This is a genomic window from Neisseria canis (genome assembly GCF_900636765.1).
Classification (GTDB): Bacteria; Pseudomonadota; Gammaproteobacteria; order Burkholderiales; family Neisseriaceae; genus Neisseria; species Neisseria canis.
The window spans coordinates 1,837,161-1,851,104 of the sequence record NZ_LR134313.1; the positions used below are offsets into that span (position 1 = coordinate 1,837,161).

A 13,944-nucleotide genomic window follows, 5' to 3' on the forward strand; every position below is an offset into this window, starting at 1 on the left:
TTGTCTTTCAAATACTGTAAACAACGCTAGAGTTTCTTACAGGCATTTTCAGGAACTGGCATCATCGCTATGGCAAATGCGGATGCTGAATAGGCCAGTGCACTACGGAATTCATACGGCTTTCGGTAAACATTTTCCGTAGCTTCATAAACTATGCTCATACTCTATCTCCGCTTGAAATTACTTTCGGTGATTTGAAGGTCAATATTATTGGCTGGGCGGCGACTGACATTTATAAAGTAGTGGAGCCTGGCTTCAGGTATCAAAAAGCAGGTAAACAAGTGTTTGTCGTCTATTCGCGCAGAATAAATACCGGTGCGACGGGTTCGTTCATTGATTCCCAACGCTAAAAAAGCGTCTTGAGCTTTTTTACCGGGGCATTCAGGATTGTTTTTATCGAAAAATCCATGAGCATACATTTTGAAAATTTCAGGCGTGACAAGTAACATTCCTCTTTCAACAAAATGTACTGGAGAGTTGTTTTCATTCACGGAAATGGTGCCGTCGGCAAGACCGCTAGCCAACCAGTTCAGAAACCGATTGCCATCGGCTTTTTTCAACAAAGTTTGCTCTTTCAGCCCATCAATAGCGTCTTCAGCGGTTTTTACAGCCTGATGAACTGTAACTGCTCGCGGTGCTTTATCGGGCAAATCCTGTTGCTCTGCTAAGATTTCATCAAGGCCGGCCTGGGCAGATTGGGAGTAATCCAGTTGGTCATTATTCTCAACTGTTTCTTCGGCCGCATTGTCTGTGTCTTTCTGAGCACCCGAAACGCTCGATAATTCGGTTTGTTCAGGTGAATTCGATTCAGTTTTGTTTTCCAGTAATTTTTCCAGCAGTTTAGAGCTTGATTGGGATGAGGTAGCTCGGACAACTGGCGATTGTGTTTTGGCGGCGGGCTTGGCTTTGGGCTTAGGTTTGGATTTTGGAACAGATTTCGCATGTATTGTTGGCTGCCCCATCTCTGTATGTTTGATATCTGTTCCATCTATTTCAGCGGTTTCTCCTGCGTCAAGATCAGACAATAGGTTGTGACTATTAAGGAAGTGGTCAATATTGTCACAACTCGCCTGTTCCTGTGCCGGAGAAATAGTTGTCACAGAAGATGACCTTGCCTTAGGAGGTGCGGGGATGGAATAGTCTTCAGGAATATAGCTTGGAATATCGGATTGGATATCTTTATCTTCTGTGTCAGTTATTTGTTTTGCCGGTTCGGTGTCAGTATCATCCCGTGCAGTTTCTGAGGTCATAAATTGACGTTTGGTCGGAGCATCTACTTCTTGTAATACACCTGAAAACTCTGTCGGCAGTACACCTTTTGGAAAGAGAGTTTCGGGGCGGAATTTAAGTACGGTAAACGGGTAAGTTTTGATTTCTCCGTCATTTTTCGCAAATGTAACGATAATGTTGCTAACGGCCCGCCCTGCATCAAAAATGTTTGATTCCACATGGCCGTACTCAAGCAGAGTGTCAAAAATCCGCTGGTTATCACTTGGGAAAGATTTGGCTAATTCAGGATGGTGAGCATTCAGAAAATTGCGCACCATGTCGGGAACGTTTTTGGCCATCATGTACACCACGCCATCCTTAAAAAACAAATCCCCGCCAGCGGTTGTAGCAATGCTGAAATATGCACCGCGCTCTTCCAACATCTCTATCAATGAGTCCATGATGATTTCGTTGAACAGTCGGCGTTTTGCTGTTGCAAAGCGCTGGCGGGATCCGGCTTTCAAATCCAAAGCCACCGACTGCATATCTGCTTTACGAATAACATCGGCCAAGGCCGAGGTTTCATCATTGCCACTAAGGTACGCACGCAATGTGTTAATCAAATTCGGATCACTGTCTGATATCCAGCTGCGGGCATGTTTGGGCACGATGCGCTGAAAGAACATCCATCCCAGCCCTTTGTGAACGGAATAAGCCGTTTTTGTATCGGGAAACAGAACTTTGTAAAACTTTCTGTCTCCATCTGCCATGTGGCCGGTATCGGGCTGCCAAATAATTGGATATTCGTCATCTGCTGTTTTATAAAGCGGGATCTCGAAGGTAGTGATGACTTTACCAATATCATGCAGCATAGCTGCGGTCAGGATACCGTATCGCCATACTGCACTCAGCCGGGCAATATCCTCTGTTTTGGCTCCGGGCGGCCAACTGCGGGCAGTAGAAGCAATGAGTGCATAAGCAGCAACGTTGAGCGAATGTTTGACCAATCCCCCGTCTCCGGCATGGTGGTGGGATTCCGATGCAGGAAGGCGCTGCACCAAAGTAATAAAATTATGAATTAGAGGCAGGCCGTCTTTGAGCCAATTCTCATCGGTAATGCCCAATTGCCGTTTAATTTCGTTGATGGACGGATTTAGGCCAAGCTCGTAAATCAATGTCTCTGCATCAAGAATGCGAAACTTGTCATGTACAACAGACGGCTCTGTCGGGGTTTCCGTGATAACTTGATTGGGTAAATTTTGATTTGAGAAAAGCTTGCGGCCAAACAACCATAAAGCGACGGCACCTGCTGATCCGCATAAAAGCATCCAATCTAAATTGGTCATTAGCTGTACTCCTGACCTAACAAGCAATTAAGGTAGGAACGTGCCTGAATAAAAGGAATATGCGGTTGCGAAGAAATCAAGGCCTCGGAAATATGGTTTGATTTGGTCCAGTTTTGATAAGATTGCTTCGTGAGATCCCAACTGTCATCGTGACCAAGTGCGGTCATGTACCAACCATCAAATTCTCCGGCGATCAAGTCGGTAATAACGGAATCTGTTGCATCTTCAGGCAATGAATTCAGTAGCTCCAAGGTTTTTTCCATCAAGTATTCGTTGGTTTTTTCACCGTCTAAGGTCATGGTTTCCACAAAACCATCGCAACGGCCAATCAGAAATACCAAAATACTCCCCCAACGGGGATGGATATTTTTAAATCGGCGAAGGGCGTCATGTAGTTTTTCAAATTCGATCTCATTCATTGCACTACCCGTAGTTGTTATGGATATTCCATATTAGGATAGAGCGCAACTTCCTAGAGAGGCAAAGGGAAATCGCCAAAGGATATTTTCAGATTGTTTCTTGACTTTAAGGTGTCAGCCGTGGTAGTTCTTGCGACAGCCTTTTAAAAATGACAAGAACGCTCGCGTTCTTGTCATTTTTTCCCTTTAAATCTTTTCCTTTCCCATTAAAGCCTTATTGCCATTAGATTTAAGCCTTATGCCTTAACCTTTACACCTTTTAAAAGGGTAATACGCGGTTTTTAGCGTATTACCCTTTTGCCTTTTTGGGTAAGCCCATTACCTTAAAAATCTTTTGGGTGTCAAGAAACAATCTGAAAATATCCTTTGGCGATTTAGACTTATCTTTAGAAACACAAAATAAATTATTTGTCAATAAACAATGTAAAAACAGTTAATTTTGATTGTTTGTTGAGGTTTATTTGCAAAAAACAAAAAATAAGGCCGTCAACCGACACAACACCCGACCGGGAATCTGTAGATTTGGAAATAAAGATGGGGGCATCGTAATTTCCAACTGTATTTTTAAGGCAGGGTGCTTGCGTAATAACGTGTTGCAACGGTTACCCATATTGCCGACCGCTTCAAAAGCACCCTGCCTTAAAAATACAGGCGACTGAATCATGAATACACAACTCGAACTTCCTAAGCAGTTTCATAAACTGCGCCAAAAAGAAAATGTGAAGTATGACTTAGGAAAAATCGCAATCAGCTTCGGAGGAGGGCACAGCAAACCGGATTCGACTGAAAGCTTCCTTAACTGGCTTTTCTTTTATGCAAAAAAACTTTCAGTATCGGACATACACTTCCAAGACAAAGAAAACGGCTGTTTGATCAGATTCCGACAGCAAGATATGACAGTGACCAATTTCGAACTGATTTCCAGACAGCATGGCAACGAAATCGATAATTTACTGAGGGCATATGGAAAATTAAGCGATACAGATAAGCGCAGAGGAGTCACGACATCTCTCTATCTGCTTAACCAGGAAACTGAAGAGCTTTTGAATATCCGCTTAAATTTCATTCCCACACAATTCGGACAGAATATTGTTTGCCGCTTATTGGGGCAAGCAGAAGACTTGTCTTTGGATCAAATAGATTTACCGGAATATTTAAGAGAACCCTACGTAAAGGCGATTACATCTGAATCGGGATTCATTGCAACCAGCGGGCCGACTGGAAGCGGCAAAACACGAACAATTGCGACATCGATAAACCACATTAACGATGGGACAAGAATTATTCATACCGTTGAAGATCCCCCTGAAATCAATATACCGGGGACAAACCAAATAGCTGTCAGCCCGCAATTGGGCTTTAGGGATGCGCAAAAAAACTTTTTGCGCCAAGACCCCGACGTAATCTTGGTAGGTGAGTTGCGTGATGATGACTTCGAATCAGCACAAACAGCACTGCACTTGGCGAATACAGGACATTTGGTCTTTACAACGCTACACGCACCTGACGCGGCAAGAACCATTATGAGATTCATCCAGCTCGGATGCGAACCTTATGTACTAGCTAATACTTTAACTTGCTTCTTTCTCACAGCGATTGATGAGAAGGTTATGCCCGCATTGTGCATTAGTCGTACCTGTAACCGAAGGTTCCGAGCTGCCAACAAGAGAATCTTATCCTTTCTACCACCGGCACAATCCGGAAGGTTGCAGCAACTGTAATCACACGGGTTTAAACGGTCGTATTCCGATCTTTGAAATGGGTTTCAATACCTCAGAAGTAAGACAAGGCATTTTAAAAATGGATTTGGAAAAGATAACCGAAGCTCTTTTTAAGCAAAGTTCCTATCGGACGTTGGTTGAGGCTGCTTTAGAAAAATCTGCCCAAGGCCTGATCGATTTTGATGAAGCATTATCGATGGTCAGCGTTCACACCGATTAATTTGGACACGTCGATGAACAGAAGAAAATTTTTAATTGGTTCGGGTGCTGTGATTTTTTCATTAAAACTTTCGGCAGCATCAGGCTTATCTGGAACGAATCCGAAAAATGACAATAAAGGACAACCTGAATCAGATTTGAAAAACCATTACATCGCAATAGGAAACTATAAAGACGATGCCAACAGGGTTTTTATGTTCATATCTTTCGACTGTCCCTATTGCGCCCAAAGTTGGCAAGGGGTGGGGGAGTGGGCTTTGAAATTACCTCCACCGTTCAAATTCGTTTATGTGCCTGTTTTTGGTACACCTAGAAAAAATGTTGCAGGTACGGCTTTTTATATTGTGCGCGAACTGGCACCACACCGACTACCGGAGTTTATGTCTCAAGCATTCAGTTTGGCTTCAAGCCGTATCAACAATGAATCGTACATCGAGATCCTTTACAAAATGGGATTTACCAAAGCTCAGGTTGAAGGGGCTTACGCCTCTCAAATTACTAAAAGGAGGGTGGAGCGGGCCATAAAGCTTACCAACAACTACAGAATTGATGTCACGCCATCTTTTGGCATTGCCGGCCGCTACATGACCCATATCGATTTGGCTAATGGCGATACCAGGTTCCTTACCAACATCGTAAATAGGCTAATAACCATTGAAATTGAAAGAACTTTTAATTAAACACGCGATAAAAATCCAAATTGTATTGTTGTGCTATTTCACAATCGGCATGTTCTACCAGCCGCATAAGTGCGAAATACAACCTACACAAACAAAAATTACCTCGTCGCAGGTATATCAGCCCATCGGAACAGCGGTAAAGACCGTTTTCACCGGCTATGCTTACCCCCGATGTTTTGGCGACATGAAACATGTAAGGAACCCAATCGCAGGATGGTATGTACCAGCGGCCAAAGAAGTTCAGAACAGAAGCCATGAGATTTACACATTGGCAATCCAACTGATCTCAGGTTTTGCAGCAGCCAATATTCTTTGGATTATTTGCGGTAATTTTATCTTGAACCGACTTAACAGGATTCGGAAATGAAAAGAATCATTTTAATCAAATTGTTGGCTATATCGACAATAACAGCCTGCACAACCAATAACACGGATCATGCCGTGCCGGCAGAGCCTGTTCCATATCCTGAAATTGTTTCACTTCGTCAACTCAACGGTTATTCTGATGTTGCGAATCTCAGTATTGAAGATGGGTCTTACATCGGCCAAAAAACGAATCCATCTGATTTTGGGATAAAACTGTCATTTAATGAATCGGGTATTTCTTTAGAAAATATACAGAATATTTATTTTGCCACCGGTTCAGACCGCCTGAGTGAGACGCAGAAACAAAAATTAGTCGCCATTATTCCCCAGCTCAGAGATAAAACGGTTTCACTTCAGGGATTTGCCGATCCCCGAGCATCAGAAGACTACAACTTAGCATTGTCACAAAGACGTGTGCGGACTGTTACAGAGTTTCTTGAATCCAACGGTATTTCTGTTACCGACAAATGTGCGTATGGCGAGAACAAATTACCGGGCATTACTGTTTGCGGGAACTGATATGAATGAAGAAATGATTTATTTTCCACAGTACATCAACAATTTCAACCAAATCGCTTTTTGGGAAGCTGATGATACTTTTCCTTTTTTGGCTGGTTGTGCGAGCGGTATTTTCGTGAGCTTCTATATTGAGCATGTTCTGGTTTACATAGCAGGCGGATTATTCGGAATTGTAGGCTCCATGATCTATATACGCAGTAAACGCAATCACTTGCAGGGAGTCTTTTTTCACCGTCTGTATCGGTGGGGATTTTTCCGATTGAATGAAATATTCAAATACGGGTTACTGAGAAAGGTAGTTAACTGATGGAACTACGGGCAGCACGAACAGTTTTCAGAAAAAAATGGGCTGAATTCAAAAAAAATTTAAACCTGAACACAATTTTAGCTTTAATCATTTTAGGTTTGGTCGTGGACAAGATATTTACCAGTACACAAACCATACTTGTCCCGCCCAATATGACAAAAGAAGCAAAAGTTGCATATAACAGTGCCGATGCGATTTATTTTGAATCTTGGACACTATTTCTAACCGGCATTATCTCAGCGGTTACGCCATCAAATGCCGACGAAATTTATGAGTATCTTGAACCGTTTTTTACACCTGATCTATGGAAAGAAATCGGGCCTCAAATTCTCAACATCAAGAAGAACCCTAAATTTACAGGCGTAAATATTTTCTCAAGATTTGTAGTTGAAAAAGTTACATATGAACCCAGCACTAAGAAATTTTTCATTACCGGCAAACTAACTTCTTCTCAATACAAAAAAGGCCATATGGAAGACATCCGTTCTGTCGTTGCTACATACGAAGTCAAGATGAGGATGCACGGATACCACCCGCAAGCTACACACTGGGTTACTTATGTGGGCAATCCGATGACAGAAGAATGGATAGAAAAGTATCCGGAGCAGTATAAAAAACGTATTGAGTCAATGAAAGTAGATGATACGCAACTGTATCCTCAGGCACAGGAGAGCGACATTATCCAAGAGAAAGAATCAGGAATCATTGTTGCCCCGCCGCCCGCAGCATCTGCCGAGCAAGCCAACCCTGCTTCTGCGTCTGCGGCAGCAGAAGCAGTACAAAATCAGACACAGCCTGCAACCGTACCGGGTCAAGAACAGAACCCAGGTATTCAAATGCCTGAAACGTCTTCTGCCGACAATGATTTGCTTTAGGAAAAAACATATGAAAAAAATGCTTTTAACCGCTTGCGCAGTAGTTGCTCTGTCTGCCTGTTCAACAGGCAAACAAAAATCTGTCGAAGTGATCAATACGGACGTAACACAACAGCCGGTAGCATTGCCTGCACCCAAAGCAGTCAAAGTGTCTAAACAGGCCAGAAAAAACAAAAGAAAAACACCTGATTATGCAGCACGTCGGGTAGTGCAGATTGGTACGGAAAAATTAAACCGCTCTTACCCCATGAATATTGATGTTCAAGAGGGTCCTGCACGCGGTGTATACAACATTGTATCCATGTACGGCGAGAACCATACAGTCAATATTTCCCGTAAATATCCATCAATAATCATGACCCCGTTTGCGGATCCTGATATTCAGGGAAACATAGATCAACGAACGATTAATGACATCATATCTATCAGGGGGTCAAATATCGTGGTTTGGCCTAAAAATAATCAAGGACTGTGGTTCATGATTAACGATAAAGCCAATCCGCGCGGGATACCGGTTTCATTAACCCTGATTCCCAAGCAGTCCGTCATGAGCCGCACCATCTCCGTTACCGTTGGCCGCCAATCTCCATCCGAGCAGGCAAACGGACTTACTCCCGATGGAAACGGCTTTGCTCAAAAGCTTTCCCAAGTGTTGCAGGATATTGTGACTTTGAAAGTTCCTGCCGGTTATACCGTGAGGCCACTCAAAGAAAAACTCATGCTGGAAAACGGTATGGCTACCTTACCTGTCGAGCGCTATACAAACAGGGAATTCGATGTTTTGCGCTACCGCATTACCAATAACCGCAATACTCCGCAGGAATTGGAAGAGGCAATGTTCGGCCAAAATCCAAAAATCAGAGCGGTGGCTTTCTATCCGCGTACCGTACTTTATCCGGGTGAATCTACCGATGTATTGATGCTGGTCAGCAAAAGGAACTAACCATGTGGAATGCAATAAAAAACAAATGGAATAATTCCAATGGAGCAGGAAAAACCCTTATTGTAGTGGGGGGATTTGTAGCAATTTTTATTCTTGGTGTGATTGTTCAGGTGTACCGAGACATCAGTAACGGTACAGCAATGAAGAAGAAACCAGTTGAAACCAAGGTGATGGCTGGAACGCAAGAAGATATAGCGAATAAAAATCTGGAGCAAACGCTGAATAACTTTATTCAGCAATACAATCAAGATAAGTTGAGAGCAGAACAGAAACAGAAAAATAACGGCTTAGATCCCGAAGAAACCAAAAGGATGATTGCAGAAGAAGTTGCAAAGCAACAGGCCGTCTGGAATGAAAAAGCGACTTCCCAGAAGCAAAATGAATTTAACACCCCCGGTTCGGCATCGGGTGAGGAGCAAAATGCTTTCAATCAGGCTTCGGGACAGGAAAGCCAATTTTCCGATGCTTCAACTGATACTGTTGATGGCCAAGTTTCATCACGAATGGGTACGATCAGCGGAAGCGGCCAAAAAAAACAAAGCAGCACCGACGATAATAAAAATTATCTCCCCCCAGGTACGATTTTATCGTATGTGCTGTTAACCGGTGTCAATGCACCGACGAATGTAGATACGAGCAGCGAGGGCGAAAACGAACATTCTCCTATGGTGTTAATGGCCGTAAAGGGAAAATCAATATTACCAAATGGGTTCAGAATGGATTTATCAGACTGCTTCGCAACAGCTTCTGTTTACGGTCAATACTCCGATTCAAGAGTTGTCGGCAGACCTAAAACACTTTCATGTGTCCGAGAAGACGGCAAAGCGGTGGAAGCAAAGATTAAAGGCCAAATTACCGGAGAAGACGGCAAGCTTGGCTGGCAGGGAAAGACCGTTTCTCGGCTGGGTAAGGATATGCACAATCTGTTTAAAGTCGGTGTAATGGAGACCATCAGTTCTACATTGTCCGGCGCGGCCAATGGTGTGTCATTCAATGTCGGCAGCAGCAACGGTTCAAGCGGCAATACTCGAACTCAAATTAATCTTGGCAGTTCAGCCGCACAAAGTGCAGCCAAGGCAACCAGTAAGGCGTTCGAGCACATGGCGGATCGCTATGCAAAACAGGCAGATCAGGTATTTCCGGTAATTGTAGTCAATCCTTTGCGCACTGGCGAAATTATACTACAAGAAGGGGTTTCCCTTGAATTTTCGAAGGATGTTAGATGATGGACAGATTTAAAAAACTCCCTTTGCTGGTGGTGGTAATGTTGACGGGTGGTTGTTCTTCGTTTTGGAACATTGGTGATGAAATTGAAGAATGCTCCATGAATGGTAGAGGAACACCTTGTATCAGTGCCAGAGCTGCCTATTATGCCTCAGAGGGTTATGACCCGGATGACAACCCCGTATTTGCCGGAATGGAAGAGAAGCGCTCAATTTTCGGAAAACGGAAGCGCAACCGAGTAAGCCCTTTCTTCCCTGAACCGGTCCCGTCAATGACAGCTGCCGATGAACCCAAACCTTTATTGATGCCTGCTAAGGTATTGAGAGTATGGGTTAACAGCTACGAAGACGAAAAAGGAAACTTGGTTTATCCCACTAAGGTTTTCAGCCAGGTTGAATCCCGCAAATGGAATACCGGTTACTCTTTAAAGCGTTCAAATTCGGGTAAAGAGCGACGCATTACTCCGCTGGTTTCCTCATCCGATAACTCAGCAGATAAACAGGCGACGGCCGTCATTGATGAGGGCAACAAGCAAATTAATTCTTCTACACAACAAAATCCAACAGCCATTGGAGGTGGCACGGGCATTCCGGATTCGCTTCCTAAAGGCGTTTTAACCCCACCTTTGCAATAAACATGATCGGAGTCATTAAATGAATAACACAACTGAAATCAACTTTGAAATCAACAAGCAACATATTCTGTTTGCCTCTTTGGTTTTACTTTGCAGCCTATCGGCAATGGCCGGTACGGATCTATCTTTGGACGGTGCTGTTGATTGGCTGTTAAACCTGATGCAGGGCGGCTTGGGTAAAATTATTGCCCTCGGCACAATTTTGTTGACAGCAATTGCTTGGGCTGCGGCCAACTGGAAATACGGCTTAGGTGTATTAGGTGTGATTTTCTGTTTGGTTGTCTTGCCGCCGTTTGTTATTGCCATTTTCCCCGCAACAATCGAATCTCAAACCATGATCCTTAATGATGGGTTCTCTGCCTTTTATCTGAAATAGGTTAAATCATGAGGCTCTTCCTGTGCGAAAAACCCAGCCAGGCCAAGGATATCGGTAAAGTGCTGGGTGTACTCTCCGGCAGACACGACGGTTATTACTGCAATGGAGATACCGTCGTGACATGGGCATTCGGCCATATTCTGAAACAGGCATTTCCGAGTGCTTATGGTCAGGAATATGCCGATTTCGCGAAGATTGATGCTCTACCGCTGCTGCCGCAGGAATGGCTCATGGAGGTTTCAGAAACTGCAAATAAGCAGTTTAGAGTGATTAAAGGGCTGTTGGCCAAAGCAGATGAAGTAATCATTGCCACTGATGCCGACAGAGAGGGCGATATTTGTCCTGACTGCGGTACCGGCCTTCTGCGACAAAAGCATATCAAAGACGAGCCGGAGAAAAAGTATCTGGGATGTTCAAACTTCCCTGAATGCAAGCATTTTGAATGGTGTCAATAAAAGTTTGAACACAAGGAGTGAAAAAACAATCAGACCAAACAAACAAATCTGTTTGCAAGGTGTCATGGATATACAGCCACAGTATGTAGTGGCTAGTTTGGATTCATCCCCCCAAGCAAGGTATCTCTAAATAACTGTTTAAAAGGAGTAATTTTATGAAAGCACTCTGTATGTTGGCTGCACTATTCGTACTGACAGCATGTTCTACTAATCCGGACGGCAGTATCAATTGGGCAGACAATCCGCTCAACAATGCCGCCGGGAAAATCGATGACGGTATTCAGCGAGCTAATCGAGCAATGGGGCCTCTTGCGGGCGAGCGTAGATCTGCGTCCATGCCTACTGCTGAAAATGAGCGTGCTTCAGGAGGAGGGCATGGTCGTAATGGTTTAGCTCCAGGTATTCATGAAAGTGGGTTGTCTTATAAACAGATGCTTGAGACTGGGTATATTCGGAAAAATCCAGACTATCCGAAGCTTTCCAAGCAGCGGTACGTTTTTACATCGATAAATTGTTCCAGTGGCCGTCGCTGTCTGACCCCTAATAACCACATTGCCCCACGTCCGTGAGAATTTACCATGCAAATGGATCGTCGTTCATTTTTGAAAACTTCGGCTGCCGCCGTGGCGTACACGGCGGTAGGCTCCGCAGGAATCTTGTTTCCTGATGAAGCCTATGCTTTGGGTGGCCATCAGTTTTGGCAACGAGACAGGGTAATTGAGTACCGCCGGGCAGATAACAAAGAAACCGGCCGTATCAAAATTTTTGACCGTAATCAGGGCTACTTGAAATCCGGCTACCAACAAGCGTGTTGGGCGCTCCGTGATGTCAAAGACGGCAACTCGATGGCCCGAATGGATGTGCAGTTATTTAACTTGATGTACGCCATCCAAGAATGGGCACGTATGGCGGGTAAATCGAATCCGCTTATCACTATTAACAGTGGTTATAGGACGCGCAGACATAACAGTAAAGTTGAGGGAGCTGCCCTGAATTCTTTACACATCTATGGCAAAGCCGCCGATATAGTTGTACGAGGCATTGAGCCATGGCAGGTAGCAGAAATGGCAAAACACTTTAACGGTGGCGGGGTTGGTATGTATAACAGCTTTACCCATATTGATACAGGTCGTCTCAGAGAATGGAAAGGACGCTAAAAAAACCTACCCGTAGGAGATTTCAGGTTATGTACTACCATTTTATTCCTAAATATTTTGCTGACAATCCAGAAAGAGAATGCCGACTTAAGTCACTGGAAATACCAGAACTGGGTATTCATTTCACCGACAAAGAGTTGAAGACAATCAAGCCGTACCCCAATAAGCGCTATCATGTGGGTTGCTTAAGACATGGTTTCAAGGGCAGAAACTTCATTGGCTTGGTTGTGGAATCAGAAACACCAGTAACGAACTTCACTAAGGTTTGCAAATGGGCAGTTTATCCAATGGGTAGATATGAGTCAGATGAACCGGATATCGGCTTAATTGTTGAGCATACGACACGTTATCATCTATTAGATACAGATTTTCCTTTATTTAGTGATGATCCCATAATGTTGGATGGTTGGAGGATAAAGGATAAATCCCATCCACAGAGGAGACCATTAAACTGGCCTTCTCGCATAATTGCATCCACAATGGAATTAAGCTCTCCCGTGATCTTAGGTAAAATTTCTGACACGTTGGGTGATGAATTTTGTGAAGACTTTTTAGAAACAAAAGGAGTGATTGTGGCAAGAGAACAAGAAATCGATTTTCATACTGCTCCAATTGACTTATATCGTCATTTAAGTGCGAGCGGCAATAAAAACCTTCCTCCATTGAATATTTGATGCTGCTTTTTTATATTAGCCGATTATAATTTTCTCATAAGTGTATAAGGTGATAGCTCGGAGGATTTGAATCCGTATTTCAGATAAAACCGTTTAGCTTCTTCACTGATGGCGTGTACTAATAATGCCCGCGCCCCTAATTGCTGACTGATATTTTGGGATCTTAATACGGCATCGCGCAGTAGACTTTTACCCAGCTCTTTACCCTGTGCACGAAAATCGACGGCCAATCTACCTAAAACAATAATGGGAATAGGAGAGGGCATATTTCGACGAATCGCTCCGATTGCTTCTTCATGGGTTAGAGAGCCTGCTGCCAAGCAGTAATAACCTAAAACAGTTTGTTCTTGATCACAGACAACAAAAGTACGGCTTGCATTGCTGTATTGATTTTTAAGGGCATTTTTTACCAACCACTCGTTGAGCGATGCGATACCACAATCAAAGCCATCTATCACATGCATTTCACTCAGAAGTTGGGGAGCTGTCAATTTTTCCATTTGAATCAACGCTCCCAAACCGGGGTTGTCTGCATAAGTCTCTCGAAGCCTTCATTGTTGTCAGTCGGCTGTTCTAATAGATTAATGAATTGCTTGTATTTATCTATTGGCAGAATGAAAAAGGTTTTTTCCAATAGGGTGTTTTCTGCGGCAGAACAAGAAGCTTCTAAGATAAATTCTGAACGTGTTTTCCCCGATAGGGCGGCAGCTTGATCAATCAGTTTTTTTTGACTTTCCAGTGCCCTCAAATTAATTGGTGCTGTTTTCAACATAAACCACTCCATGTATTACATTTTATGTACAAGGAACTATACGTTCAA

The 13,944-nt window shown here is 43.6% G+C and carries 16 protein-coding genes and 1 pseudogene; 13 read left to right on the plus strand and 4 right to left on the minus strand.

All coding sequences use genetic code 11. The features are described 5' to 3' along the window. Positions 1-164: 164 nt before the first annotated feature. Positions 165-2,555 (minus strand): MobH family relaxase, encoded by a 2,391-nt coding sequence (gene mobH, locus EL143_RS08685; RefSeq protein ID WP_085415779.1) that lies wholly within the window; start codon positions 2,553-2,555, stop codon positions 165-167. Further along, on the minus strand, positions 2,555-2,974 hold the full coding sequence (locus tag EL143_RS08690; protein WP_085415780.1) for a hypothetical protein: 420 nt from the start codon (positions 2,972-2,974) through the stop codon (positions 2,555-2,557). The genes mobH and EL143_RS08690 overlap by 1 nt, the downstream gene beginning before the upstream one ends. Before the next feature lie 662 nt (positions 2,975-3,636). Between EL143_RS08690 and EL143_RS08695 the strand changes: the two are divergent. The 13 genes and pseudogenes from EL143_RS08695 to EL143_RS08755 all read left to right on the plus strand — a co-directional run bounded on the left by EL143_RS08695 (position 3,637) and on the right by EL143_RS08755 (position 13,124). Next, a pseudogene (locus EL143_RS08695) lies at positions 3,637-4,915 on the plus strand (GspE/PulE family protein). 13 nt (positions 4,916-4,928) lie between these two features. Further along, entirely contained in the window at positions 4,929-5,594 is a 666-nt protein-coding gene (locus tag EL143_RS08700; protein ID WP_158087813.1) for a thioredoxin domain-containing protein, read from the plus strand. 363 nt (positions 5,595-5,957) lie between these two features. Then, the gene (locus EL143_RS08705) at positions 5,958-6,479 is read left to right on the plus strand and encodes an OmpA family protein (RefSeq protein ID WP_085415784.1); all 522 of its coding nucleotides are present in this window, start codon (positions 5,958-5,960) and stop codon (positions 6,477-6,479) included. Between the two features lies 1 nt (position 6,480). After that, the gene (locus EL143_RS08710; RefSeq protein WP_158087814.1) at positions 6,481-6,786 is read left to right on the plus strand and encodes a type IV conjugative transfer system protein TraL; all 306 of its coding nucleotides are present in this window, start codon (positions 6,481-6,483) and stop codon (positions 6,784-6,786) included. After that, on the plus strand, positions 6,786-7,661 hold the full coding sequence (locus tag EL143_RS08715; RefSeq protein ID WP_085415786.1) for a TraE/TraK family type IV conjugative transfer system protein: 876 nt from the start codon (positions 6,786-6,788) through the stop codon (positions 7,659-7,661). The genes EL143_RS08710 and EL143_RS08715 overlap by 1 nt, the downstream gene beginning before the upstream one ends. 10 nt (positions 7,662-7,671) lie before the next feature. Then, on the plus strand, positions 7,672-8,604 hold the full coding sequence (locus tag EL143_RS08720) for a TraK domain-containing protein (RefSeq protein ID WP_158087815.1): 933 nt from the start codon (positions 7,672-7,674) through the stop codon (positions 8,602-8,604). A 2-nt stretch (positions 8,605-8,606) separates the two neighbouring features. Then, positions 8,607-9,830 (plus strand): TraB/VirB10 family protein, encoded by a 1,224-nt coding sequence (locus tag EL143_RS08725; RefSeq protein WP_085415788.1) that lies wholly within the window; start codon positions 8,607-8,609, stop codon positions 9,828-9,830. Further along, positions 9,827-10,462 (plus strand): TraV family lipoprotein, encoded by a 636-nt coding sequence (locus EL143_RS08730; protein WP_085415789.1) that lies wholly within the window; start codon positions 9,827-9,829, stop codon positions 10,460-10,462. Before EL143_RS08725 ends, EL143_RS08730 begins: the two co-directional genes overlap by 4 nt. A 19-nt stretch (positions 10,463-10,481) precedes the next feature. Next, positions 10,482-10,838, plus strand: coding sequence for a hypothetical protein (locus EL143_RS08735; RefSeq protein WP_085415790.1), 357 nt, complete (start codon positions 10,482-10,484; stop codon positions 10,836-10,838). 8 nt (positions 10,839-10,846) lie between these two features. Beyond that, positions 10,847-11,293, plus strand: a complete 447-nt coding sequence (locus tag EL143_RS08740) for a toprim domain-containing protein (RefSeq protein ID WP_126326712.1) — start codon at positions 10,847-10,849, stop codon at positions 11,291-11,293. A 155-nt stretch (positions 11,294-11,448) separates the two neighbouring features. Continuing rightward, positions 11,449-11,862 (plus strand): hypothetical protein, encoded by a 414-nt coding sequence (locus EL143_RS08745; protein WP_085415791.1) that lies wholly within the window; start codon positions 11,449-11,451, stop codon positions 11,860-11,862. 9 nt (positions 11,863-11,871) lie between these two features. Beyond that, complete coding sequence (locus EL143_RS08750) at positions 11,872-12,450, plus strand: DUF882 domain-containing protein (protein WP_232001267.1); 579 nt, start codon at positions 11,872-11,874, stop codon at positions 12,448-12,450. Positions 12,451-12,479: 29 nt separating this feature from the next. Then, positions 12,480-13,124, plus strand: coding sequence for a DUF6012 family protein (locus tag EL143_RS08755; protein ID WP_085415792.1), 645 nt, complete (start codon positions 12,480-12,482; stop codon positions 13,122-13,124). A gap of 23 nt (positions 13,125-13,147) precedes the next feature. Here EL143_RS08755 and EL143_RS08760 read toward each other — a convergent pair whose 3' ends face one another. After that, positions 13,148-13,624 (minus strand): GNAT family N-acetyltransferase, encoded by a 477-nt coding sequence (locus EL143_RS08760; RefSeq protein WP_085415883.1) that lies wholly within the window; start codon positions 13,622-13,624, stop codon positions 13,148-13,150. A gap of 5 nt (positions 13,625-13,629) precedes the next feature. Continuing rightward, complete coding sequence (locus EL143_RS08765) at positions 13,630-13,896, minus strand: type II toxin-antitoxin system TacA family antitoxin (RefSeq protein WP_197719588.1); 267 nt, start codon at positions 13,894-13,896, stop codon at positions 13,630-13,632. Between the last annotated feature and the right edge of the window lie 48 nt (positions 13,897-13,944).

Excerpts from the sequence above, each read along its gene's own strand:
- mobH (WP_085415779.1), bottom strand. The coding sequence starts at position 2,555 with ATGACCAATTTAGATTGGATGCTTTTATGCGGATCAGCAGGTGCCGTC.
- EL143_RS08690 (WP_085415780.1), bottom strand. The coding sequence starts at position 2,974 with ATGAATGAGATCGAATTTGAAAAACTACATGACGCCCTTCGCCGATTT.
- EL143_RS08700 (WP_158087813.1), top strand. The coding sequence starts at position 4,929 with ATGAACAGAAGAAAATTTTTAATTGGTTCGGGTGCTGTGATTTTTTCA.
- EL143_RS08705 (WP_085415784.1), top strand. The coding sequence starts at position 5,958 with ATGAAAAGAATCATTTTAATCAAATTGTTGGCTATATCGACAATAACA.
- EL143_RS08710 (WP_158087814.1), top strand. The coding sequence starts at position 6,481 with ATGAATGAAGAAATGATTTATTTTCCACAGTACATCAACAATTTCAAC.
- EL143_RS08715 (WP_085415786.1), top strand. The coding sequence starts at position 6,786 with ATGGAACTACGGGCAGCACGAACAGTTTTCAGAAAAAAATGGGCTGAA.
- EL143_RS08720 (WP_158087815.1), top strand. The coding sequence starts at position 7,672 with ATGAAAAAAATGCTTTTAACCGCTTGCGCAGTAGTTGCTCTGTCTGCC.
- EL143_RS08725 (WP_085415788.1), top strand. The coding sequence starts at position 8,607 with ATGTGGAATGCAATAAAAAACAAATGGAATAATTCCAATGGAGCAGGA.
- EL143_RS08730 (WP_085415789.1), top strand. The coding sequence starts at position 9,827 with ATGATGGACAGATTTAAAAAACTCCCTTTGCTGGTGGTGGTAATGTTG.
- EL143_RS08735 (WP_085415790.1), top strand. The coding sequence starts at position 10,482 with ATGAATAACACAACTGAAATCAACTTTGAAATCAACAAGCAACATATT.
- EL143_RS08740 (WP_126326712.1), top strand. The coding sequence starts at position 10,847 with ATGAGGCTCTTCCTGTGCGAAAAACCCAGCCAGGCCAAGGATATCGGT.
- EL143_RS08745 (WP_085415791.1), top strand. The coding sequence starts at position 11,449 with ATGAAAGCACTCTGTATGTTGGCTGCACTATTCGTACTGACAGCATGT.
- EL143_RS08750 (WP_232001267.1), top strand. The coding sequence starts at position 11,872 with ATGCAAATGGATCGTCGTTCATTTTTGAAAACTTCGGCTGCCGCCGTG.
- EL143_RS08755 (WP_085415792.1), top strand. The coding sequence starts at position 12,480 with ATGTACTACCATTTTATTCCTAAATATTTTGCTGACAATCCAGAAAGA.
- EL143_RS08760 (WP_085415883.1), bottom strand. The coding sequence starts at position 13,624 with ATGGAAAAATTGACAGCTCCCCAACTTCTGAGTGAAATGCATGTGATA.
- EL143_RS08765 (WP_197719588.1), bottom strand. The coding sequence starts at position 13,896 with ATGTTGAAAACAGCACCAATTAATTTGAGGGCACTGGAAAGTCAAAAA.